The 22,121-nt window shown below is 56.2% G+C and carries 23 protein-coding genes; all 23 read right to left on the reverse strand.

Going from position 1 to position 22,121, the window contains the following annotated elements; translation table 11 throughout:
* Positions 1-462, reverse strand: a complete 462-nt coding sequence (locus QWJ34_RS12975; protein ID WP_302728357.1) for a chemotaxis protein CheW — start codon at positions 460-462, stop codon at positions 1-3.
* A gap of 39 nt (positions 463-501) precedes the next feature.
* Entirely contained in the window at positions 502-2,634 is a 2,133-nt protein-coding gene (locus QWJ34_RS12980) for a chemotaxis protein CheA (RefSeq protein ID WP_302728358.1), read from the reverse strand.
* Between the two features lie 29 nt (positions 2,635-2,663).
* Positions 2,664-4,166 carry a chemotaxis protein CheB gene (locus QWJ34_RS12985; protein ID WP_302728360.1) on the reverse strand — a complete coding sequence of 501 codons (1,503 nt, stop codon included), beginning with the start codon at positions 4,164-4,166 and terminating at the stop codon, positions 2,664-2,666.
* Positions 4,167-4,203: 37 nt separating this feature from the next.
* Positions 4,204-5,109: a MinD/ParA family protein gene (locus QWJ34_RS12990; RefSeq protein WP_302728362.1), complete on the reverse strand. Its 906-nt coding sequence runs from the start codon at positions 5,107-5,109 to the stop codon at positions 4,204-4,206.
* Positions 5,106-6,542, reverse strand: coding sequence for a flagellar biosynthesis GTPase FlhF (flhF, locus tag QWJ34_RS12995; RefSeq protein WP_302728364.1), 1,437 nt, complete (start codon positions 6,540-6,542; stop codon positions 5,106-5,108). Before flhF ends, QWJ34_RS12990 begins: the two co-directional genes overlap by 4 nt.
* Positions 6,539-8,572, reverse strand: coding sequence for a flagellar biosynthesis protein FlhA (gene flhA, locus QWJ34_RS13000; RefSeq protein WP_302728366.1), 2,034 nt, complete (start codon positions 8,570-8,572; stop codon positions 6,539-6,541). The genes flhF and flhA overlap by 4 nt, the downstream gene beginning before the upstream one ends.
* A 22-nt stretch (positions 8,573-8,594) precedes the next feature.
* The gene (gene flhB, locus QWJ34_RS13005) at positions 8,595-9,683 is read right to left on the reverse strand and encodes a flagellar biosynthesis protein FlhB (protein ID WP_302728368.1); all 1,089 of its coding nucleotides are present in this window, start codon (positions 9,681-9,683) and stop codon (positions 8,595-8,597) included.
* A 27-nt stretch (positions 9,684-9,710) separates the two neighbouring features.
* Positions 9,711-10,499 carry a flagellar biosynthetic protein FliR gene (gene fliR / locus QWJ34_RS13010; protein WP_302728369.1) on the reverse strand — a complete coding sequence of 263 codons (789 nt, stop codon included), beginning with the start codon at positions 10,497-10,499 and terminating at the stop codon, positions 9,711-9,713.
* 12 nt (positions 10,500-10,511) lie between these two features.
* Positions 10,512-10,781, reverse strand: coding sequence for a flagellar biosynthesis protein FliQ (gene fliQ, locus QWJ34_RS13015; RefSeq protein ID WP_302728370.1), 270 nt, complete (start codon positions 10,779-10,781; stop codon positions 10,512-10,514).
* A 34-nt stretch (positions 10,782-10,815) separates the two neighbouring features.
* A complete protein-coding gene (gene fliP, locus QWJ34_RS13020; protein ID WP_302728372.1) occupies positions 10,816-11,592 on the reverse strand; it encodes a flagellar type III secretion system pore protein FliP in 777 nt (258 codons plus the stop codon).
* Positions 11,589-12,128 carry a flagellar biosynthetic protein FliO gene (locus QWJ34_RS13025; protein ID WP_302728374.1) on the reverse strand — a complete coding sequence of 180 codons (540 nt, stop codon included), beginning with the start codon at positions 12,126-12,128 and terminating at the stop codon, positions 11,589-11,591. The genes fliP and QWJ34_RS13025 overlap by 4 nt, the downstream gene beginning before the upstream one ends.
* A gap of 16 nt (positions 12,129-12,144) precedes the next feature.
* Positions 12,145-12,510, reverse strand: a complete 366-nt coding sequence (locus QWJ34_RS13030; RefSeq protein ID WP_302728376.1) for a response regulator — start codon at positions 12,508-12,510, stop codon at positions 12,145-12,147.
* A gap of 29 nt (positions 12,511-12,539) precedes the next feature.
* The gene (fliY, locus tag QWJ34_RS13035; RefSeq protein WP_302728377.1) at positions 12,540-13,874 is read right to left on the reverse strand and encodes a flagellar motor switch phosphatase FliY; all 1,335 of its coding nucleotides are present in this window, start codon (positions 13,872-13,874) and stop codon (positions 12,540-12,542) included.
* A complete protein-coding gene (gene fliM / locus QWJ34_RS13040; RefSeq protein ID WP_302728378.1) occupies positions 13,864-14,862 on the reverse strand; it encodes a flagellar motor switch protein FliM in 999 nt (332 codons plus the stop codon). The genes fliY and fliM overlap by 11 nt, the downstream gene beginning before the upstream one ends.
* Before the next feature lie 79 nt (positions 14,863-14,941).
* Positions 14,942-15,412 carry a flagellar basal body-associated FliL family protein gene (locus QWJ34_RS13045; RefSeq protein ID WP_302728379.1) on the reverse strand — a complete coding sequence of 157 codons (471 nt, stop codon included), beginning with the start codon at positions 15,410-15,412 and terminating at the stop codon, positions 14,942-14,944.
* Positions 15,409-15,633 carry a flagellar FlbD family protein gene (locus QWJ34_RS13050; RefSeq protein ID WP_302728381.1) on the reverse strand — a complete coding sequence of 75 codons (225 nt, stop codon included), beginning with the start codon at positions 15,631-15,633 and terminating at the stop codon, positions 15,409-15,411. Before QWJ34_RS13050 ends, QWJ34_RS13045 begins: the two co-directional genes overlap by 4 nt.
* 69 nt (positions 15,634-15,702) lie before the next feature.
* Positions 15,703-16,527, reverse strand: coding sequence for a flagellar hook-basal body complex protein (locus QWJ34_RS13055; RefSeq protein ID WP_302728383.1), 825 nt, complete (start codon positions 16,525-16,527; stop codon positions 15,703-15,705).
* A 151-nt stretch (positions 16,528-16,678) separates the two neighbouring features.
* Positions 16,679-17,053, reverse strand: a complete 375-nt coding sequence (locus QWJ34_RS13060) for a TIGR02530 family flagellar biosynthesis protein (protein WP_302728384.1) — start codon at positions 17,051-17,053, stop codon at positions 16,679-16,681.
* Positions 17,050-17,724 carry a flagellar hook capping FlgD N-terminal domain-containing protein gene (locus tag QWJ34_RS13065; protein WP_302728385.1) on the reverse strand — a complete coding sequence of 225 codons (675 nt, stop codon included), beginning with the start codon at positions 17,722-17,724 and terminating at the stop codon, positions 17,050-17,052. Before QWJ34_RS13065 ends, QWJ34_RS13060 begins: the two co-directional genes overlap by 4 nt.
* Positions 17,725-17,746: 22 nt before the next feature.
* Positions 17,747-19,174 carry a flagellar hook-length control protein FliK gene (locus tag QWJ34_RS13070; RefSeq protein ID WP_302728386.1) on the reverse strand — a complete coding sequence of 476 codons (1,428 nt, stop codon included), beginning with the start codon at positions 19,172-19,174 and terminating at the stop codon, positions 17,747-17,749.
* Between the two features lie 30 nt (positions 19,175-19,204).
* On the reverse strand, positions 19,205-20,179 hold the full coding sequence (locus QWJ34_RS13075; RefSeq protein WP_302728387.1) for a MotE family protein: 975 nt from the start codon (positions 20,177-20,179) through the stop codon (positions 19,205-19,207).
* 33 nt (positions 20,180-20,212) lie between these two features.
* The gene (gene fliJ / locus QWJ34_RS13080; protein ID WP_302728802.1) at positions 20,213-20,659 is read right to left on the reverse strand and encodes a flagellar export protein FliJ; all 447 of its coding nucleotides are present in this window, start codon (positions 20,657-20,659) and stop codon (positions 20,213-20,215) included.
* Positions 20,660-20,670: 11 nt separating this feature from the next.
* Entirely contained in the window at positions 20,671-21,990 is a 1,320-nt protein-coding gene (gene fliI, locus QWJ34_RS13085; RefSeq protein WP_302728388.1) for a flagellar protein export ATPase FliI, read from the reverse strand.
* Positions 21,991-22,121 lie beyond the last annotated feature (131 nt).

Here is a 22,121-nt window from a genome sequence, read left to right on the forward strand (position 1 = left end):
TTAGTCCTCTAACTGTTCGAGATGCGCAACTTCACCCCGGTTCAGCACTTCCGCCAGATTCAACATGATCAGCAGACGGTCTTCGCCGACCTTGGCCACGCCGTCCAGATACTTCGCTTTGACGCCGCCGACCACTTCGGGCGGCGAGTCGATATCGTCGCGGTCCAGATCGACGACGTCGTTGGCCGCGTCGACGATAAAGCCGACTTCCATTTCGCCGACGGCGACGATAATGATCCGCGTCTGGTCGGTGTAATCGGTCTCTTCCAGATTGAAGCGTCCGCGCAGGTCGATCACCGGAATAACGACGCCGCGCAGGTTGATCACGCCTTTGATGAACGAATACGTTTTGGGCACGCGGGTAATCGGCATCATGCGTTCGATCGTACGCACTTTGTCGACGTCGATGCCGTACTCTTCATTACCCAAAGCAAACACGATTACCTTAATTTGTTCTGCCACAAAAAATCCCCCTTTATTGGGCCTTGTTCTCAGCCCCGATCATTTGATAAGCGCGTTCGGATCGAGAATCAAGGCCACTTGACCGTCCCCGAGTATGGTCGCGCCGGAAATGCCCTGAACCTGCGGCAAATATTTGCCAAGGTTTTTGATGACGATTTCGCTCTGGCCGATAAACGAATCGATAGCCAGCGCCGCCAGGCGGTCTCCTTTGCGAATCACGACGATTTCCGTTTCGTCCTCGCTGTCTTCGCTGTAGCTCGGAGTATCGAAGAAACGGCTGAGCGACATGAGCGGAATGTGCGCGTCGCGATACGGAATGAGCTTGCTGCCGTGCACGTTGCGGATCTGTTCTTTGCGGATGATGCCGGTCTCGACGATGGACGACAGCGGAATTGCGTACTTTTCGGCGCCAAGGCGAATCATCATTGCGGAGATGATCGACAGGGTGAGCGGAAGCTGCACGGAGAAGAGCGTGCCTTCGCCGAGCTTCGACGTAACGGCGACATGGCCGCCGAGCGTCGCGATCTTCGATTTGACGACGTCCAGTCCGACGCCGCGGCCGGAAATGTCGGAGATCTTCTCGGCCGTGCTGAAGCCCGGAGCGAACAGCAGCTGGTACACCTGCTCGTCGCTCATCGAACGCGCTTCGTCCTCGGTCACGACGCCTTTCTTGATCGCGGAAGCCAGCACTTTGTCGCGGTCGATGCCGCGGCCGTCGTCCTGGATCTCGATAAAGACGTGGTTGCCGCTGTGGAAAGCGCGCAGGTTGACCGTGCCGGTCTCCGGCTTGCCCGCCGCGATCCGGTCCGCGATCGATTCGACGCCGTGGTCGACCGAGTTGCGCAGCAGATGGACGAGCGGATCGCCGATCTCGTCGATAACGGTCCGGTCGAGTTCGGTCTCGGCGCCCGTGATCACCAGATCGAGCTTTTTGCCGAGCGACTTGGCCAGGTCGCGCACCATGCGCGGAAAGCGGTTGAACACGGTGTCGATCGCGACCATCCGCAGCTTCATGACGATATTCTGCAGATCGCTGCTGACGCGGCCCATGTGCTCGACCGATTCGGTCAGTTCCTGGCTTTTGATCTCGGTCGCCAGCTGTTCCAGGCGAACGCGGTCGATCAGCAGTTCGCTGAACAGGTTCATTAGCACATCGAGACGCTCGATATCGACGCGGATCGTCCGCGACGGCGCAGCCACCACTTTCTTCGCCGCGGCGGCCGGCTTGTCGGAGGGGGCTGCCGCCTCGGGAGCTGCGGGCGACGCCGCTTCCGGCGCCGGGGCGGCGCTATCGACAGCCGCCGGCGCTTCTTCGGTTTCTTCCGTTTCGATCTCCGCCGCCAGCTGTTTCAGCGTATCGGCATCGATCGAAGCCAGCTTGGCGTCCTCGATCTCGGACAGGTTGAGGATCATGGTGCGCAGCTGCTCCGGATCTTTCTCGGTAATGAAGTACAGCGAGAAGCTGCGGTCGAATTTCTCCTGTTCGATATCCTGAACGCTCGGGTGGGATTTGACGACTTCGCCGCTGCGTTCCAGCAGATCGAAGACCATATAGGCCCGGGCCGCTTTCAGCTGGCAGTCTTCCCTGATGGAGACTTCGATATACAGTACGCGATGTCCTGCCGTAAGCGACTGCTCCAGGATGGAATGCTGGAATTCGTCCAGTTGGATCTGTTCCTTGGACATTGCCGGCCCGGAAGGATCGGCGGACGGCGCCGGCTGCTGAGGCGCCGCAGCCGGCGTAGAAGACGCGGCTGCGGGAGCGGGAGCCGCAGCTTCGCCGGCAGGCGCTTCGCCGCGCACGATCGCCTGGAGCGAAGCGACGATCGAGGAAACGTCGGCTTTGCCTTCGCCGCCCTGCGTGATATCCTGCACCATCGCTTCGAGCGCGTCGAGGCTTTTGAACAGCGTGTCGAAAATAAAATTTTGCATTTTAAGCTTGTCGTTGCGCACGAGATCGAGCACGTTTTCCATCTGGTGGGTCAGCGCGGCCAGATCTTCGAAGCCCATGGTCGCCGCCATCCCTTTCAGCGTATGCGCCGAGCGAAAGATGACCTGAACGATACCGATGTCTTCCGGGCTGCCTTCGAGTTCCAGCATTTTTTCGTTTAACGACTGCAGATGATCATTCGACTCATCAATAAACATGGATAAATACTGGTTCATGTCCATTGCGAGACACCTCCTCCATTAAAGTGCAGTTAAGATTTGACGACCTGGTTTAATTTCGTTGCAATTTGCGGCAGAGGAAGCAGGTGCATGACACAGTTTAATTCGGCAGCCGAACGAGGCATCCCGTAAACCACGCAGGTCTCTTCGCTTTCTGCAATCGTGGTGGAAATTCCCGAATCGTACAATTTTTTCATTTCTTTGGCGCCGTCGCTGCCCATGCCGGTCATAATGACCGCGTGCCGGCGAACTTCGTTCAGCGGCAGGATCGAATCGAACATGGCGCCGACGGAAGGCTTATGCCCGTTCTGCGGCGGTGCATCGGACAGTTCGATCATATAGCGGCCGTCGCCGGTGCGCTTGATCAGCAGGTGATAAGCGCCCGGAGCGATATACGCGGTGCCCTTGCGCAGCTGCATGCCGTGCTGCGCTTCCACCACTTCGAGCGGACTCAGCGTGTTGAGCCGCTGCGCCAGCGAGTGGGTGAACTTCGGCGGCATATGCTGCACGATGACGATCGGAGCCGGGAACGAAGCCGGGATATTCTCCAGCAGTTCCTTCAGCGCGCGCGGTCCGCCGGTCGAGCAGCCGACAGCGACGATCTGATCGATGCTGTCGCCGCCCGCGAGCGGGCGGGATACCGGCGCCGGCGTGCCGGCGGCGGGTCTGCGCTCCGCGGCGGGTTCGCTTTTCGGCGCGGAAGCCGCGGGCTTTCTGGCCGGAGCCGGTGCGGGCTCCGGCCGGGTCTGAGGCGCCGGCGTGAAAGCCGGAGCCGCCGAAGGGCGGCCCGCTGCCGGGGACGCCGGCTTCTTGTCCGGCGTCGAAGACGGACGCGGGGCGGGCACGGAAGCCGCGCCGCCGGTTTTCGGCGTCGCAGGCGCGGGCGCCGGGGTCTTCGGCGCGGCAGGCGAAGCCGCGTCTTCCCGGCGGGGCCGCGCGGCCGGAGGCGCGGCGTCGGTCTTCGGCCGCGGCTCCGCGGGGCGCGGGGTTCTGGCCGGAGAAGCCGCCGGATCGGCGGCGCCCGGCGGCTTCGCTGTTTCCTGCGGCGGAGAGTCCGCCGCGGGCGATGCCGCCGAAGCGGCGGGATCGCCCGGTTTCGGCTGCTGCGCCGCCGACTTCTGCTTGCCCCAGGCGGAATCGTGCACGGCCGCGTGCAGTTGCCGCAGCAGCGCTTCGCCGACCGCTTCGATGTCCTGCGAACTGGACGCGGACGGTTTGCGGATAAAGTCGAAAGCGCCGGCTTCGAGCGCCATGATCGTTTCGCGCATGCCTTCTTCGTTGATGCCCGACAGCATAATGACGGGCAGCGGGTACTGGCGCATAATGATTTTGAGCGATTCCAGGCCGTTCATCTCGGGCATCTCCACATCCATCGTGACGATATCCGGTTTCAATTTCATAATTTTCTCGACGGCTTCGAGCCCGTTCTTGGCGGTATCCACCACGGTGAACGAAACGTCCCGTTCGATCAGGTCCGATACGATCTTGCGCATAAAGCCCGAATCGTCGACTACAAGCACGCGGTAAGGCGTCATAACCTTCAACTCCTGTCCTGCTCCAGAATAATCAGTTTCACCGGTTTAATAATCTGCGTATAAAGCGTTTGATCCCTTTCGGCGAATCGGCTTGAACCTGCAGCGAATTCTGCGTATAGCGAAACGCCAGTTCTTGGATGTCTTTCGAAGCCTGACTGTTTGGAAAACGGATAGAAAAAGGCGTCTGTTTCTTGACCGCCTGGCTCACGTGGGGATCGTCGCTTACATAACCGAGCACCGGAATGTCGAGATGTAAAAATTTCTCGGCGACCAGCCGGATCTTGTCCGAGGTCTGCTGCGCTTCGCGCCGGTCGGAGGCCCGATTGACGACCAGCCGGAACGAAGCCGCGTCTTCCATGTCGTGCACGACTTTCACCAGCGCGTAAGCGTCGGTAATCGCCGTCGGTTCCGGCGTCGTCACCACGATGCACTCGTCCGAAGCGGTGATAAAGCGGATCGTCTCTTTCGACAAACCCGCTCCCGTATCGAACAGGATCACATCCATTTCATGCGCGATTTCTTCGATCTGCTTGGTAAAGTACAGCAGATCGTCTTCCGACAGCGAAAACAATTCCGTAAAACCCGATCCTCCGGCGATAAACGGCAGCGAATTGGGTCCGGTCTGGATAATTTCCGTCAGGCTTTTTTCGCGCTTTAGCAGGTGAATCAGGTTGTACTGCGAGCGTACCCCCATCAGCACATCGATATTGGCCATGCCGATATCGGCGTCGAATACCAGCACCTTGCGTCCCAGCTTCTGCAGTTCCAGGGCAAAATTGAGCGTGAAATTGGACTTGCCCACGCCGCCTTTTCCGCTGGTCACCGCGACGATCCGGGCTGTTCCCCCGGATGTTCCGCCGCGGTCGTTCGTGGCGGTCGGCTCCGTGCGCTCGGTGCGGAGCGAAGAAATCATTTCTCTGAGCGCCGCGGCCTGATCACTCATAACTTTCGCTCTCCCAGCAGAACGTCGACGAGCAGGTTCCCGCCGGGAAGCAGCAGGTCGTCCGGCACGTTTTGTCCGTTCGTGATGTAAGAATACTTGAGCGGATAGCGATAGAGCAAGCTAAAGATGCTGCCGAAGCTTCCGGTCTCGTCCGCCTTGGTGAAAATGATTTTGTCCAGGCGGTAATGATTGAAATTCTCGGTGATCTCGGCCATGTCCGTCAGCTTGGACGTCAAGCTCAGCACGAGGTAAGTTTCGCTGCTTTCCACGGGCGAGATCAGAGTCTGAAGCTCGGAGACAAGCAGTTCGTTCCGGTAATTCCGTCCCGCGGTATCCATCAGGATCAGATCGCAGCTTTCCAGTTTGTTAAAGGCGCGCTGCAGATCGCCTGGCGACTGCACGACTTCCAGCGGAACGTTCAGGATGGATGCGTAGGTGCGAAGCTGCTCGACGGCGGAAATGCGGTACGTGTCGGCCGTAATCAGGCCGACTTTCCGTTTGTGCTTGAACATTTGCTCGGCCGCAAGTTTGGCGATCGTCGTCGTCTTGCCGACTCCCGTCGGTCCGGCTACGTAAACCACCCGCGTTTGCGGGTCGATGCCTCCGCCTTCCCGTTCAAGCGCAAAGCGGACGATCTCGTTTCTGAGTTCTTCCGCGCAATTCGGAGAGAACGGGCCGCCTTCCGGGCTGCGGATCGTTCTCAGCCATTCTTCGATCAGTTCTTCGTCCAGCTGCTGCTTACGCAGGCGTCCGAGCAAACGATCGAGTTCTTCGGGAAGAGGCTCTACTTCGTCGCTTTGCCGGGACAGCTTGTCGATCATCAGGCGCATCTGACGGAGTTCTTCGTACAAACGTTCTTCCCGCGCCTGAGGCCCGGCGGCCTGCTGATGCTCGCGGATACTGCGTTCGAGCCGCCGCTGCTGTTCGGACTGGCTGCTGTAATCGGTTTCTTCGGCAGCGGGCTCCGGCTGGCGAGCCAGCGGAGGGCGCACGCTCCCGTTAGAGGAGTTATCGGAAGATTGGGCCTCAGGTTTTACAGATGGGGTCTCAAGTCCCGGCACAGATTTCCGTTCCGTCCCGGATTTGGCTTCGACTGGCGTGCCGGAAGCGGTCGGAGCCGATTCCGTTTGCTGCGGATTGGAGGCTGCACTTGCTCTGCGGTAAGCGCCGGCGCCGGCGCTGCGGGGAATAACCGCAGCCGGTACGGGACCCGATGCGGCCGCTTGAGCGGCGGGAACCCGAACCTGCTCTTTCTCTTTTTTTTCGGTTTCCAGCGCGGCGACGACCTCCAGCTTTTTTTTGCCGAACATGCCGAACAATCCGCCAACTTTCGTTTCTTTGGTACTGAGGATTACCGCGTCCGATCCGAGATCGGTCCGGATTTTTTGCATGGCTTCGATCATGGTCTCGACGACATATCGTTTGACAATCATAAGTTCACCACTCCGACACTTTGAATTTCAACACTCGGTTCAAGCTCGCTGTACGACAGCACCGGAATATCCTGCATGGTGCGCTCGATAATCTGGCGCATATACATGCGGATTGTCGGCGAAGCGAGCAGAATCGGCTGCTGTCCGGACTGGATGGATCGGTTGACCTGTTCGGTCAGCTTCTGGTACACGGTCTGCGTCGATACGGGATCGAGCGCCAGATAGCTGCCCTGCTCGGTCTGCTGCACGCTTTCCGCGATTTTCCGTTCCAGATTCGGCCCGACGGTGATTACCCTCATCGTTTCGCCCTGCTGGGTGAACTGCTGGGTAATCTGACGGGACAGCGCCTGACGGACGTATTCGGTCAGAATATCGGGATCTTTCGTGTACGTGCCGTAATCGGCCAGGGTCTCGAAGATCGATACCATATCGCGAATCGAAATTTTTTCTTTGAGCAGCTTGACCAGTACTTTTTGGATATCGCCGATATTCAGGATCGAAGGCATCAGCTCGTCCACCAGCACCGGATACGTTTCTTTGAGGTTGTCGATCAGCGCGCGGGTTTCCTGACGGCCGAGCAGCTCGTGCGCATGGCGCTTGACGAGTTCGGTCAAGTGCGTCGCCACGACGGACGGCGGATCGACCACGGTATAGCCCGACAGCTCGGCCCGTTCTTTGGTCGCCTCGTCGATCCACAGCGCGGGCAGCCCGAAAGCAGGTTCCATCGTTTCGATGCCGGTAATACTTTCGTCGTCGAAGCCCGGACTCATCGCCAGATAATGATTCAGCAGCAGCTCGCCGCGGCCGACGACGTTTCCTTTGATCTTGATCACGTATTCGTTCGGCCTGAGCTGGATATTGTCGCGAATCCGGATGACCGGCACGACCAGTCCCAATTCGAGCGCGCACTGCCTGCGAATCATAATGATCCGGTCGAGCAGATCGCCGCCCTGCTGCATATCCGCCAGCGGAATAAGGCCGTAGCCAAACTCGAATTCGATCGGGTCGATTTGCAGCAGGCTGACCACGCTCTCGGGACTGCGGACTTCTTCGATCTGCTGTTCTTCTTCCTGCAGTTCTTCCGAAATCTGCTGTTTGTTGAGATTGGTCTGCATGCGGCGCGCCGAGAAGAACAGCAGTCCCGCCAGCGGCAGCGTCGAGAACCAGTGAATCGGAGTCAGGATGCCCAGAAGGGCGATAGCGCCCGCTACGATATAAAGCAGCTTTGGAAAAGCAAAGAGTTGACCGACCACATCGTCGGCCAGATTGCCTTCCGAGGTGGCGCGCGTTACGATCAGACCCGAAGCGGTCGAGATCAGCAGCGCCGGAATCTGGCTGACCAGGCCGTCCCCGATCGTCAGGATCGAGTAAGTCGAAAGCGCGGTTCCGAAGTCCATGCCGTGGATGGTCATCCCGATAATAAAACCGCCGACCAGGTTGATAATCAAAAGGATGATACTGGCGATCGCGTCGCCTTTAACGAATTTGCTCGCCCCGTCCATGGCGCCGTAGAAGTCCGCTTCGCGCTCGATTTTCGAACGTCTTTCCCGCGCCTGCTGCTCATTGATCAGGCCGGCGTTCAGATCGGCGTCGATGCTCATCTGTTTGCCGGGCATCGCGTCGAGCGTAAAGCGCGCTCCTACTTCGGCTACGCGTTCCGAACCTTTGACGATAACGATAAACTGGACAGCGACCAGAATCAGGAAGATAATAAATCCAATCGCGATTTCGCCGCCGGCCACGAACGCTCCGAACGTCTCGACAACGGAACCCGCGTCGGCTTTGCCGAGAATAAGCTTGGTGGTCGAAATATTGAGCGACAACCGGAACAGCGTGGTGATGAGCAGCAGCGCCGGAAAGATCGAAAACTGCAGCGCTTCTTTGGTGCTCATCGCCAGCAGCATAATCAGCATCGCGACCGAAATATTGATGACGATCAGGATATCGAGCAGCCAGGTGGGAATCGGCAGAATCATCATCAGGATGATTCCGAGTACCCCGGCAAGAACCACTATGTCCGTTTTCTTCATCTTCTCATCCCTCCGCGCTCGTTTACTTCACTTTCCCTTTAAGCTTGTATACGTAAGCCAGCACTTCGGCCACCGCCTGGAACAGATCTCCGGGAACGGTATCCCCGATCTCGGCCTGGGCGAACAGCGCGCGTGCCAGAGGCTTGTTTTCCATAATCATGACGCCGTTGTTTTTGGCGATCTCCCGAATGCGCAGCGCGAGAAAATCCTGCCCCTTCGCCACCACTTCCGGAGCCTGCATGCGGTCTCCGTCGTATTTGAGCGCTACCGCGTAATGCGTCGGGTTGGTGATGATCACATCGGCGCCCGGAACGTCCTGCATCATTCTCTGCATCGCCATCCGGCGCTGACGTTCGCGAATCTTGCCTTTGATCATCGGATCGCCTTCCGCTTTTTTGTATTCGTCTTTCAAGTCCTGCTTGGACATCCGAATGCCTTTTTCGAATTCGTACTTCTGGTACATATAATCGAACACGCCCAGCAGCAGCAGAGCCGCGCCGATCTTGATTCCGAGCGATACCGTAACGGAAGACGCAAAATGGAAAATCTCTTCCGCGGTCATGGAGTGAAGTTTGGCGATCTCGCCCAGTTGGGCTTTAAGCGTCGTATAAACCAAAAAACCGATTACCGTCATTTTCAGAATCGATTTCAAAAATTCGACCAGGGAACGCATCGAAAAAATATTTTTAAAACCTTTGATCGGGTTAAGCTTGCTGAACTTCGGCTTGAGTCCTTCGGAAACGAACATCAGGCCAAACTGGCCGAAGTTGGCAATAACGGCAATCAGCACGGCGGCGCCGAAAACGGGAGCCAGCATCAACATGATTTGCGCCATATACTGCGTCATCATATTCATCACGTTTGCCGTTGTGATATCCATGTTCATGCGATTGATAAAAACATCCGTAAACAGTTGAATAATCGTTTTGAGAAAATTGCTGCCGAAAGCCATCAAAATCGCCACCGATACAATCAGCACCGCGGCCCCGGGCAGTTCCTGGCTTTTGGCTACCTGCCCTTTTTTTCGGCTGTCCTGGCGTTTCTTCGGACTCGCTTTTTCCGTTTTCTCGCCTGCGAACATCTGCAGGTCGAGTTTGTGCCTCAGCTCCACTGCTCCCGGCTCCTTTCGCTGTCCGTCTTACTTCGGCCGGCTGCCTATCGTTCCCAGCAACCCCTGCATCGACTCGGCCATCAGGGAAAACAAATGGTCGAAAATATATGTCAGGCTCGGCATCAGCATCAAAAGAAGAATCAGGCCTACAATAATCTTGATCGGAATGCCGATAACAAATATATTGAACTGCGGAGCGGTCTTTGCCAGAAAACCGAGACCGACGTCGGTCAGAAACAGCGACACCATAATCGGTGCGGCCATTTGAAAAGCGACGAGAAAAGAAGCCGCCAGCGACTTCAGCACAAATTCCGAAACGCTTCCGTCGTAGATCCGCGCAAACAGCTCATTGTCCAACGGTACCCAATTATAGCTGTATACAATCGCGTCCAGCAGTCTGTGATGACCGTTCATGGCCAGAAACAGCAGCATCGCGATCATGTATTTGAAATTACCCGTAAGCGGCGTAACCGCCCCGGTCGTCGGATCGAATACCGTCGCCATCCCGAAGCCGATCTGGATATCCATGATGGCTCCCGCGGTTTGAATCGCCGTAATGATCAGGTAAGCGATATAGCCGAGCATAAGCCCGATCAGAACCTCCCGCACGATCAGCAGAATATAGCCGCCGTCGAAAGCGACGCTTTGATTGGTGCCGTAACTCAGATAGATCAGGATTGCGACAAAGCTCGCCAGGCCGATCTTGAAATTGTTGGGTACGTTCCGCGAAGAAATCAGCGGCGCCACCACAAAAAAAGAAGTTACCCGACAGAAGATCAGCATAAATACCGGAAAAGCCTGCATGAGCGTTGTCATCTGCGAACCGCCTTATCCGACATACCGGTAAAGATTGTTTAAAATATTGTACGTAAAGTCGACCAGCGTATTCAGAATCCAGGGTCCGAAAACGAGAATCGACAGCATCACGGCCACGATCTTCGGCACAAACGCAAGCGTCTGTTCCTGGATCTGCGTCGTCGCCTGAAAAATACTGACGAGCAGGCCGACGACGAGTCCGAGGACCAGCATCGGCGCGCTGGCTTTCAGCACAACGTAGATAGCCTGTCCCGCAAGACCGATAATGAAATTCGCATCCATGCGTTTCTCCTCCCGATTATCCAAGGTGCCGAAGCTATCCCGACCCGAAGCTGAGCAGCAGCGACTTGACGACCAGATACCAGCCGTCGACGAGCACGAACAGCAGAATCTTGAACGGCAGCGAAATTACGGTTGGCGGAAGCATCATCATCCCCATCGCCATCAGAGTGCTGGATACGACGATATCGATCACCAGAAACGGAATATAAATCATGAATCCCATTTGAAACGCCGTTTTCAATTCGCTGATCGCATAAGCCGGAACCATCACGGTCAGCGGAATATCTTCGAAGGTATCCGGTTTCTCCGCGCCGGTATAATCCATAAACAGCAGCAGGTCTTTTTCCCGGGTATGCTTGAACATAAATTCCTTGATCGGCACGGACGCTTCGTCCAACGCTTCCATCTGCGTCATTTCGCCGCGGATATAAGGCTGGAGCGCCGTATCGTTGATCGTCGACAACGTCGGGGACATGATAAAAAGCGTCAAAAAAAGCGCCAGTCCCACGAGCACCTGATTCGGCGGCATCTGCTGCGTACCGAGCGACGTTCTGACGAAACTGAGCACAATAACGATGCGGGTGAAGCTCGTCATCAGCACCAGCAGAGCCGGCGCGATGCTGAGCACGCTGATCAATAGAAGTACCGACAGGGTGCTTGTTGCGGGCGCTCCGCTCGAATCGTCTCCGCCTACCTGAATATCGATATTCGGTATGGGATTGTCCGTGCCGGCCGCATGAACCTGCGGCAGCACATGGATGGACAAAACGACGATCAGGAACGCAAAAGCAATAATCAACTTTTTTTTCATGGTTCCCTCGATCGGTCAGCAGATTCTTCTTTTTCCAGCAGATCGTCGACTTTGCGCCGACGTTCCGACGCCTCGCGCAAACGCGTTTCGAACAATTCCTGGAACGAAGCCGACTCAAGTTCTTCCGCTTCGGAAGAAGCGCCGCCGCTTCGGAATCTGGATGTCAATTTCTCCGCCCAGGCGGGCAAAGAGATGTTCGGGCCGGCATCGCCTTGCTCCAGCGCCTCGATCAGCTTTTCCACCTCCCCGGCTTCGGAGATTTTATCGATCAGCGAAATATTCTCGCCTACGCCGATCAGATAAACGCTTCCGCCGATTTCGACGATTTGCAGCGATTTGTTTTGGCCGAGCCCGACTCCGCCGAGCGTCCGGACGGAGCGGCCCCCGAACCAGCCCCGATTTTTTTTACCGAGATACCGGATCAAAAAAACGATCAGGGCCACAATCGCGATCAGGACGAAGATGACCCATACCAGGTAAGAATACGCGCCGGTATTCGCCGCGAAGTCCGGCCGACCTTCGTTCATTAAAAGCATGGGCGCATCCCCGTTCTTACGCGCCGAGCGTCTTGTTGATGGCTTCGACCACGCGGTCCGATTGGAACGGTTTGACGATAAAGTCTTTGGCTCCGGCCTGAATGGCGTCGATAACCATCGCCTGTTGTCCCATGGCGGAGCACATAATCACTTTCGCGCCGGCGTCGATTTTTTTGATTTCTTTCAAAGCCGCGATTCCGTCCATTTCCGGCATGGTGATATCCATCGTGATCAGATCCGGTTTAAGCTCCTTGAATTTTTCGATAGCCTGCGAGCCGTCCTGAGCTTCCCCCACGACCTCGAAGCCGTTTTTTGTCAGAATATCTCTGATCATCATCCGCATAAAAGCTGCATCGTCCACGATAAGAATACGGTTTGCCATTGATTAAAAATCCTCCCTGTCGATTTACGTTATTGTAAGTTTTGAATCCGGTCCCACTGGCTGACGATATCCGTCACGCGCACACCGAAGTTTTCGTCGATGACGACAACTTCGCCCTTGGCGATCAATTTGTTGTTGACCAGGATGTCGACCGGCTCGCCCGCAAGCTTGTCCAGCTCGACAATGGAACCCTGGGACAATTCCAAAATATCTTTAATCTGCTTTTGGGTCCTTCCTAATTCTACGGTTACTTTGAGGGGAATGTCCATCAATAATCCCAAATTATTTTCGCCGCCGGCCGCATAGCCGTTCCCCTGCAGATTGCCGAATTGCACAGGCTGTACGTTTACGTCGCGTCCCGGCGCCGTTCCGAAATGATTCGGCTGCGGAGGCTGCTGCTGCATCGGCATCTGGCCGTATCCCGGATAAGGCATGCCGTAGTCCGGCTGGCCCGGAGCGCCGTATCCCGGATAGCCGTTCGGAGGCTGCTGCATCGGAGCTCCGTATGGCGGCATTCCCTGCTGCTGAGCGGCATAAGGGTCCGGGTAAGGATTGTTCTGAACGGGCGGCGTCTGCGCCTGCGGAGGCGGCGTTTGAGCCGGCTGCTGAGGCGTTTCCTGAGCCTGCGGCTGCGGAGCCGGCTCGGCGGCCTGCGGAGCTTCTTCCTCCGGCCCGCCTCCCAGCAGCATGCCGACCATATTTTTGGCGAAATCGATCGTAATCAGCTGCATGATGGTTGAATCAATCAAATCTCCGATCAGGAGGCGGAACGACACTTTGATCAGGGTTTCCTCAACCGGAAGATTGCTGACTCCGTCTCCGTTGCTGACATCGAGGATATCGATAGCCGGAGGCGATATGTTGACAAAGCGATTGAAGATGGTGGACATGGACGTCGCGGAAGAACCCATCATCTGGTTCATGGCTTCCTGCACGGCGCTGATATGGATTTCGTTCAGCTCTTCGTCCTGAGGATCCCCTTCCCCGCCAAGCATCAGGTCGGCGATGATCTGCGCGTCTCTCGTCTTGATTACGAGGGAATTGATTCCTTGAAAACCGTCGACGTAATTGACGTGCACGGCGACGTGGGGTTTCGGAAATTCGGATTCGAACTCGCTTCTTGTGATCACGGAAACTTTGGGTGTCGTAATATCGACTTTTCGGCCAAGCAGCGTGGACAATGCCGTCGCGGCGCTGCCGAACGTGATATTTCCGATTTCGCCCAGCGCATCCTGTTCGAGCGGGGTCAGGAAATCGTCGATGTTTCCGCTTGAAGCGGCCGCCGCCGGCTCTTCGTCGTCCGAAGCGGACTGTCTGAGCAGCGCGTCGATCTCTTCCTGGGACAAATAATCTTTACTCGTCAAATTCCTCAACTCCTTCATTGACGATCTCGTCGATTTGCACGGCTACCCGGTCTTTGATCATGCCTGGGCTGCCGATGAATTTCAGTCTTTCGCCAACCCGGATGGCCAGCCCGTCTTCCGTGGCTTTATTGAGCGTAACCACATCGCCCGGCGCCAGGCTGAGAAATTCGCGGATGGTCAACTGCGATTCGCCGAGCTCGGCAATAACCGGAAGCTCGGCGCGATTGACCCGTTCGCGCAGTGCTTCGAGTTCCTCGGGAGCACGCGCTTTTTTCTGCGAAACGAACCAGTGATGGACGGACAACTTGGACATGATCGGCTCGATGACCACGTGGGGAATACACAGATTGATCATTCCGCTCGTTTCGCCGATTTTGGTGCTCAGCGAGATCAGCGCGATCGTTTCGTTCGGCGATACGATCTGCATAAACTGCGGATTGGTCTCCAGCGCTTCCATTCTCGGCGAAATATCGTAGACCGTTTTCCAAGCTTCCTGTAGGTTGTCCAGCGCCCGGCTGAATATCCGTTCCATAATCATCGTTTCGATCTCGGTTAGCGCTCCCGGTTTGACCGGGGCCGTCCCGCTGCCTCCCAGCATCCGGTCCACCATCGCATACGCGATATTCGGATGGACTTCCAGCACCATCCGACCTTCCAGCGGCTCCGCTTCGAAAATGTTCAGAACGGTCATTTTCGGAATGGAGCGGATGAATTCGTCGTAAGGAAGCTGCTCGACCTGCACAACGCTGATTTGAACGAAGGTGCGAAGCTGGGCGGAGAAATAAGTCGTCAAATAGCGGGCAAAGTTCTCGTGAATCCGGGTAAGGCTTCGAATATGATCTTTCGAAAAACGAACCGCTCTTTTGAAGTCGTATGAACGGATTTTGCGCTGCGTTTCTTCTTTTTTAAGTTCTTCCGCGTCCATTTCGCCCGACGAGAGCGCGGCTAACAGAGCGTCGATTTCGTTCTGGGATAATACATCGACCAAGCCTTTCACCTCCCTCCCATAGACACGGCCGCGTTATCGCTCGCGGCCCGATTAATGCGCGGACGGCGCTTGTACGCCGTCAAATGCTTGCCAGCAGGAAGTTGGTGATACTGACGTCCACGACCTCGCCTTCCGGCAGCGCCTTGTTGATCAGATTTTTAAGCTTCGTATTCAGCTGCGTTTTGCCTTTTGCGGTGCTGACACTTTCCGGCGTCGTGCTCGCCAGCGTCATCAGAACGATCGGCTTGATCGTGATATCTTTGATTTCATCGAATTCCGCTTTCGTTTTCGCGCTGTCGAGCTGGAACGAGAAGTCGATCTGCACGATATAGGAAGGGTCGGACAAATTGGTTTTGATCCCGGTCATGTCGGAACTTTGCGCCACGATCTGCTTGGCGGTCAGTTTTTTCACTTCCTGCTTCGTTTCTTCTTTTCCCGCAGCGGCATTCGCGTCTTTGCTGTGGCCCCCCCCGAGTACAAGGAACACGGCGACAACGATCAGCGTGATAGCCAGGAACATCGTAATGATCCATGGCAGCAGTTTCTTCATTCTTCTTCCCCCGTATGCTGCACTTTCACCGAAGCGCTGTGCAGGCCGATTGCGGCATAATATTCAGTCATCAGCCCGACAACCTCCGCGGCTTTCTCAAGCACGATCATCCGCTTGCCGTTGACCAGCGTGACGTAAGTGTCCGGCGTTTCTTCAACCATTTCGATCTGCAGCGCGTTAAGCCACAGAGGCGAACCGTTTAAGCGTGTCACTGGAATCATGGATACCCTCCCGTAAAGTTAGCGGAAAAGAGGCCGCTCGGCTCTCTCTTCCGCTGCTATTCATTACGATTAACGTTTCAGGTTGACGACTTCTTGCAGCATTTCGTCGGAAGTGGTGATGATTCTCGAGTTGGCCTGGAAGCCGCGCTGCGCGGTAATCATTTCCGTGAATTCGCTGGTCAGGTCGACGTTGGACATTTCGAGCTGGCCGGTTACGATGGCGCCGGCTCCGGCGTTGCCGTCTCCTGCTTCAAACGCAATTGTTTCTCCAGCCGGCATCGCGTTCAGTCCTACACGATACAGATTGCCGCCTGCTTTCTCAAGACCTTCCGGGTTGCGAACCACGACACGAGCCAGCGTATTATCCGTCGAAACTTCGCCGTCCGCGCTCTTGATAGATACAACTCCGTTGCTGCCGATACCGAATGTCGAACCTGTCGGAATCGTAATTGCCGCCCCTTCGGTATTCAGTACGTACATTCCGTCCGAAGTCACCAGGCTGCCCTGACCGTCGACATGGAAGTCTCCCGCGCGGGTCAGAAACGCATCACCTACCGCGGTTCCATCAGGCGTAAGTCCTACCGCGAAAAATCCGTCGCCGTCGATCCGCATATCCGTCGGGTTGTTGGTCGTCATTGCGCTGCCCGGCAGGTGCATCGTGTCAATCGAACCGATGGAAACGCCCAAGCCGATTTGCTTTGCATTGGAACCGCCCGAAGTCTGATCCACCGGAGCCGTCGCGCTCGAGGCGCTCTGGCTCAGGATATCTTTGAACATCACTCGCGAAGATTTGAATCCGACCGTGTTGACATTGGCGATGTTGTTGCCGATTACGTCGAGTTTCGTTTGGAAGCCTTTCATGCCCGACACGCCCGAATACATGGATCTTAACATTGAATGATTCCTCCTATGATTTCGCTCATTAGATTTTGCATAACTTTATTTTACGGGACTTTCTCAAAAAACCCTAGGCTAAAAAGTGCTATTTTTTGCCGTTTCAAGCGGTCCACGGCAACCCGGCTTCCTATCGGTCCGGCCGGTAGTACTAGGAAACAATGACGGCACTGTCGATTTGCGTAAACACATTGTCTTTCATGGAGCTTCCGTCCATCGCCGTCACGACGGTTCGGTTGCGAACATTGACGATTAAAGCCATGTCCTGCATGAGTACAAGCGATTCTTTGGAGCCTTTGGCCGCCGCTTTGTCGATGGCGCTGCCGATCTTGCGAAGCTGATCGGTATTCAGCTGAATCCCTCGTTGTTCAAGCCGTTTGGAGGCATGTCCGCTGAACTTCAGCAGCTTGTCTTCGAGCACGGACTGAAAGCTGTCCGTCGTCGTGACATTGGAAGAGGTATTTCTTGCAGCCGCGGGAGGAAGTTTGGCCGGATAAAGCTGGCCTATGCGGATCGGTTCGCTCATTGCGCACCTCCGTTATCGACTGCCGGTTCCGCTGTTTCCTCCTTCGCGGAAGGTTGAGTATCGGCCGCTGTGTCGTCTGCCGCAGCCGCTGCTTGCGTACTGCTCTGCGCCGCCGTTTTCTCTTCGACCGCACCTGCCGATTCCGCTGTTTCCGTCGATTTGCCGGAGTCCGTTTTGGCCGTATCGGCCGCTGCGGCTGTTTGGCTGATCGAAGCTGCGGACGCGGTTGCGCCCGCCGAAGCCGGTTCCACCATAGTGATATCCGAAGTTGCGACCAGATAATCGCCTACCGCCGCGTACATTTTGCCGTCTTTCTGAAGAACGGAAGATACATTCCCGGTCAGGTAATTGCTTGTATCGCCGTCGTACCAGGTGATTTTCTGACCGATCAGCTGCGAAGCGGTTCCCATCGAGCTGTTCATCTGAGTCAATTGGGCCGACATGTTCATCAACTGTTCCAGCGAGGAGAACTGCGCCATTTGCGCCGTGAACTGCGAATTGTCCATCGGAGACAGCGGATCCTGGTTTTTAAGCTGGGCGACCAGAATGGTCAGAAACTGTTCTTTGCCCATCGTAGACGATTCGGTGCTGCTTTTTGCCGCCGCTTTTTGCACGTTTTGAGTCGAGTAGTTCGGCCATATATTCGATGTCGAAACGCTTTCGTTTGCCATATTCCCGACCTCCTTTCTTCATTTAAGCTTCCGCGATAAACGAGCTTCCGGATTGAGCCGCCGCTTTTTGACGAATCCATTGACTCAATTCTTCGCCGAGTTCCGCCGTAAGCAGCGCGTCGTCATTGGACTCTTCTCTTGCCCGCGACCGTTTCCCCTGCTGCTGTCCGCTGCCGGCTTGACCGCCGTTTTGGAACATTTGCGATTGAAGCTGCGAGTTCTGGCTGACTTCCAGCTTCTCGACCGTCAATCCCTGTCCTTGAAGCGTTCCTCTGAGCTGCGACATCTGTTGTTCGAGCATATCTTTGGCTGCCGCATGTTCGGTTACGAACTGTGCGACCAGCTGTCCGCCGTGCATCGTAATGCGGATATCGACTTTACCCAGATGATCCGGCGTCAGCGAGATCTTTGCTTCCGTGAAGCCCTGCTTCTGCAAAATCTCCAGCTTGTCTACCACGAGGTTTTGCACTTCCTGCGCGAATTTATGCACCGGTACCGCTTCCGCCGCTTTGGCCGGAGCTGCGCTTCCCGCTCGAAGAGCGAGTTCGCCCGCCGTTACAATGGGCTGTGGACGAATATCGTCAGGTACCGGATCAGATGCCCGATCGCCATCGCGGTTCGTATCCGAACCGGACTGTTTACCGCCCGATTCAGCGGTTTTGGCTGCCGCGATACTCGATCCCGCCGCAGTTTCGCTTTGAGCGGTTGCCGCGCCGCGGGCCGAGGCCGTTTCGCCTTTGACCGTGCCTTTTTCATCCTGCTGCGTTTGAACGATCAGCGCCGGGTTCTGCTCGGTATTCTGTTTTACGACCGAAGAAGTCTGAACGCCGGTTTGCTGCACGCCTTCTTCCGTTGTTTGTTCAAGCGCCATCAGCATCTGCTGAGCCTGAACTTTCATACCGCTGCCGGTATCGGCCGACTTTTGCAGTTGAATCAATTGCGATACGGTATCCTGCAGCGCGAACTTCAACGTAGCCGGATTGGAGGCCAGTGCTTCGATTGCCGGAGTTTCCGCCGTCTGCTCCTGTCCCGCCGCTTCGCCGCCGTCTTCCTGCGCGGATCCGCCGCTCAACAAAGCCTGCGCCTGCTGAATCCAGCTTTGCAGCATGGAAGCCAACTGCGGGTTTTCGGCAAGCGCGTCGTCCAGCGAATCGAACTGTTTGAGCAGCTCGTCCAGTTTGGCGTCCAGTTGTTCCGTTTCGGCAGGAGCCGCGCTGTCGTCGGTTGTTTGCTCCGCCGCCGCGACCAGCTGCTGCAAAGCGCTCAAAAGAGGATTGGCCGGTACGGAAGCCGCTCCCGCCTCGCCTTCGGTTTGAACGGCCGGAGCCGCGCCCATCAGCTGCTGCAAAGATTGACCGAAGATTGCCGTCGCTCCGCCTGCCGCCACGACCGCCCCTTTACCTGCCGGAGCCGCGCCGCTTGCCATCATGCCTTGAATAACCATTCCCATTCTTTATGTTTCACCTCCTTTCAAGTAAGTTCAGCTGCCGATCAGCTTATTCGCCAGCACCGCTGTCGCGGCGCTGTCCGAACTTGCCATCTGCGACAAAATGTTTGAGCGGGTCGAATCGTCGACCGATTTCAGAATCGTCAGCACTTTTGCCTGGTTGGTCGTTGCCATCTGCAGCAGCAGCGCCGCCGCGTTGGAAGCATCCATCGACGAGAACGTTTGGCTGAGCTGATCCTGATTAAGCGAATTGCCGGTGGAAAGCGAAGTCGTTTGGGAAGACGAACTCGCAGTGGCTGTAGCGGCCGCTCCGGCTTTGTCGGCCGCCGCTTCAAGCGCCGCCGCCGATTTCGCGTTTTTGATCATCAGCGATACGTTGGCCGCCCGATCCGCCGTCATCTTTTGCAGGATCGACGATTTCTGGTCGTTGCCCATCGCATTCAGAACCATCGCGATTTGCTCGTCCGTCATCGTCTCAAGAATAGGAGCCGCTTTGCTTGCGCTCATGCTTCCATAGGTTTGAGCCAATTGTTTGACCTGTTTGCTAGGTCCTTCCTCGGCCGCTTTCTTCTCCGCGTCGTCCGCGGCGGCGGTTGCGGCCGCCGTCTGGTCGGTTTTGGCTTTCTCCAGCTCTTTTTTGAGACTGTCGGCCTGCGTCTGCGCATCGGTCTGGGATTTCTGGGCCGTTTTGAGTTCGGTATTTTTTTGCGCCAGCTGCGTTTTCAACTCTTTGATCGTGGCGTCCGCGCTTTTGCTTTGCTCTTCTTTTTTCCGCTCCGCCTGCTGCGCCGGCGTATAAGTGGGTTTCGGAAGCAGCGAACCGACGACCGGTATTTTATTGGCGGTCTCCAGCACATTGTTTCGCGTCCCCGGATTGAGCAGGGTCAGCAGCACGCCGACCAGCACCACCGTGAACAGGATCGGCGCCGCGAACAACAGGATCCTGCCCGTTTTGCTGCCCGATTCTTCTTCCAAATTCATCTCGATATCGGCCTGGGCTTTTGCCACGCGCTTTGGCCTCCTTTCTTTCTCGAATCCCGCTTACTGGACGCGGGAAGCCGCGTAGCGAACCGTGGCCATTTCGTCGAGTTCGCCTTGTTCGCGCTGCAGTTCTTCTTTTTGGAATCCTTCCAGCGCTTTGCCGCGCGCCTGCAGCCATACTTTTTCATCCAGCATTTTTGTCGTCAAATGCTCTTTCTTTTCTTCGACTTTTACCTGCGCCGTTTGAATATCCTGACGCTTTTTCAAAATGCATTGGTCGATATATTGAATGTAGTCCTGCATTTGCTGGAGCTGGGAAGCTGAAACCGCATTTACCGTTTGGTCCTGAATGGAATCGACTGCGGCATCTTTGCTGGAAAACAGCTGTCCCAGCGTCTGCTCTTCCGCCTGCAGAACGCCAAGCGCCGAGGAAAGGTGCATTTCGGCATGATTTTTCTCGCTTGTTTTCAGATCCACAACTTTTTGAAATGCATAGTTGAATTTCAACATTCCCTATGTCAGCTCCTCGCAAATTCTTGAATTAAACGTTCTATCGTTTCGTTCAGCGTCGTCTTCTCGTCGACTTTCTGTTTGGTGAAGTCCCAAATGCGCTGAATGTTCTCGATCGCTTCGTCGATCTCGGGGCTCGATCCCCGCTGATAAGCGCCGATATTAATCAGGTCTTCCGATTCTTTGTAAACCGAAAGCAGCCGCTTCAAGTTGTTGGCCGCATCCGTCTGAATCTCGGGCGAAATATCTTTCATGACCCGGCTGATGCTCGCCAGTACGTCGATCGCCGGGAAGTGACCCCGGTTCGCGATACCACGGTTCAGGACAATGTGCCCGTCCAGGATGCCGCGGACCGTATCGGCGATCGGCTCGTTCATATCGTCGCCGTCGACGAGTACCGTGTAGAAAGCGGTGATCGAACCGTTCGGCCCCGTACCCGCACGCTCCAGCAGCTTCGGCATGCTGGCGAACACCGAAGGCGTGTACCCTCTCATCGCCGGCGGTTCGCCGACCGCCAGGCCGACTTCGCGCTGCGCCATCGCGTACCGGGTAACCGAGTCCATCATCATCATGACGTTCATTCCCCGGTCGCGGTAGTACTCGGCGATGCTGGTGGCGATCAGCGCCCCCTTAATCCGCACCAGCGCGGGCTGGTCGGAGGTGGCGACGATCACGACCGAGCGTGCAAGACCTTCGGGACCAAGATCGCGTTCGATGAAGTCCAGTACTTCGCGGCCCCGTTCGCCGATCAGCGCGATAACGTTGATATCCGCCGATGTGTTTCTGGCGATCATGCCCATCAGCGTGCTCTTGCCGACGCCCGAGCCGGCAAAGATGCCGACGCGCTGTCCTTTGCCGATCGTCAGCAGACCGTCGATCGCTCTGACGCCTACGCTGATCGGATCGTGTACGCGGGGCCGCTGCAGCGGATTGCTCGGCGTGTTGAAGGTTGAAGCGTGGGCCATCCTGGCCGGAAGCATCGAACCGTCGAGCGGGCGTCCCAGCCCGTCGAGCACTTTGCCGAGCAGTTCCGATCCGACCTGTACGGTCAGCGGTTTGCCTGTGCCGACGACATCGCAGCCGGGTCCGATCGACTGCAGTTCGCCCAGCGGCATCAGCAGGACTTTGTTGTCCCGGAAGCCGACGACTTCGGCCTGCAGCGGAGGAGCGGTCTTGGTTGGGTAGATGTAGCAGACTTCGCCGATACTTGCATCCGGCCCTTCCGACTCGATCATCAGCCCGACCACCTGAGTGACCTTGCCGTTTACTCGAATCGGATCGATCTGCCTGAGCTGATCCAGGTACTTGTCGACCCGAATTTCTTTCACCGCCGCCGCCTCCTTTTCTCTTGCTGCTCTTTACATTTATTATTCTACACGGTTATAAAAAAACCACTAAGGCTAAAAAGTGCTATTTCTCAATTAAAAAAACACCAGGCAGCCTACCAAAATTCCTATTG

Origin of the sequence: Saccharibacillus sp. CPCC 101409 (assembly GCF_030518235.1) — a bacterium.
Taxonomy (GTDB): domain Bacteria; phylum Bacillota; class Bacilli; order Paenibacillales; family Paenibacillaceae; genus Saccharibacillus.

Coding starts and splice junctions, on each gene's coding strand:
- QWJ34_RS12980 (WP_302728358.1), bottom strand. CDS start 2,634: ATGGACATGAACCAGTATTTATCCATGTTTATTGATGAGTCGAATGAT.
- QWJ34_RS12985 (WP_302728360.1), bottom strand. CDS start 4,166: ATGACGCCTTACCGCGTGCTTGTAGTCGACGATTCGGGCTTTATGCGC.
- QWJ34_RS12990 (WP_302728362.1), bottom strand. CDS start 5,109: ATGAGTGATCAGGCCGCGGCGCTCAGAGAAATGATTTCTTCGCTCCGC.
- flhF (WP_302728364.1), bottom strand. CDS start 6,542: ATGATTGTCAAACGATATGTCGTCGAGACCATGATCGAAGCCATGCAA.
- flhA (WP_302728366.1), bottom strand. CDS start 8,572: ATGAAGAAAACGGACATAGTGGTTCTTGCCGGGGTACTCGGAATCATC.
- fliR (WP_302728369.1), bottom strand. CDS start 10,499: ATGACAACGCTCATGCAGGCTTTTCCGGTATTTATGCTGATCTTCTGT.
- fliQ (WP_302728370.1), bottom strand. CDS start 10,781: ATGGATGCGAATTTCATTATCGGTCTTGCGGGACAGGCTATCTACGTT.
- fliP (WP_302728372.1), bottom strand. CDS start 11,592: ATGAAAAAAAAGTTGATTATTGCTTTTGCGTTCCTGATCGTCGTTTTG.
- QWJ34_RS13025 (WP_302728374.1), bottom strand. CDS start 12,128: ATGCTTTTAATGAACGAAGGTCGGCCGGACTTCGCGGCGAATACCGGC.
- QWJ34_RS13030 (WP_302728376.1), bottom strand. CDS start 12,510: ATGGCAAACCGTATTCTTATCGTGGACGATGCAGCTTTTATGCGGATG.
- QWJ34_RS13045 (WP_302728379.1), bottom strand. CDS start 15,412: ATGAAGAAACTGCTGCCATGGATCATTACGATGTTCCTGGCTATCACG.
- QWJ34_RS13050 (WP_302728381.1), bottom strand. CDS start 15,633: ATGATTCCAGTGACACGCTTAAACGGTTCGCCTCTGTGGCTTAACGCG.
- QWJ34_RS13055 (WP_302728383.1), bottom strand. CDS start 16,527: ATGTTAAGATCCATGTATTCGGGCGTGTCGGGCATGAAAGGCTTCCAA.
- QWJ34_RS13060 (WP_302728384.1), bottom strand. CDS start 17,053: ATGAGCGAACCGATCCGCATAGGCCAGCTTTATCCGGCCAAACTTCCT.
- QWJ34_RS13065 (WP_302728385.1), bottom strand. CDS start 17,724: ATGGCAAACGAAAGCGTTTCGACATCGAATATATGGCCGAACTACTCG.
- QWJ34_RS13070 (WP_302728386.1), bottom strand. CDS start 19,174: ATGGGAATGGTTATTCAAGGCATGATGGCAAGCGGCGCGGCTCCGGCA.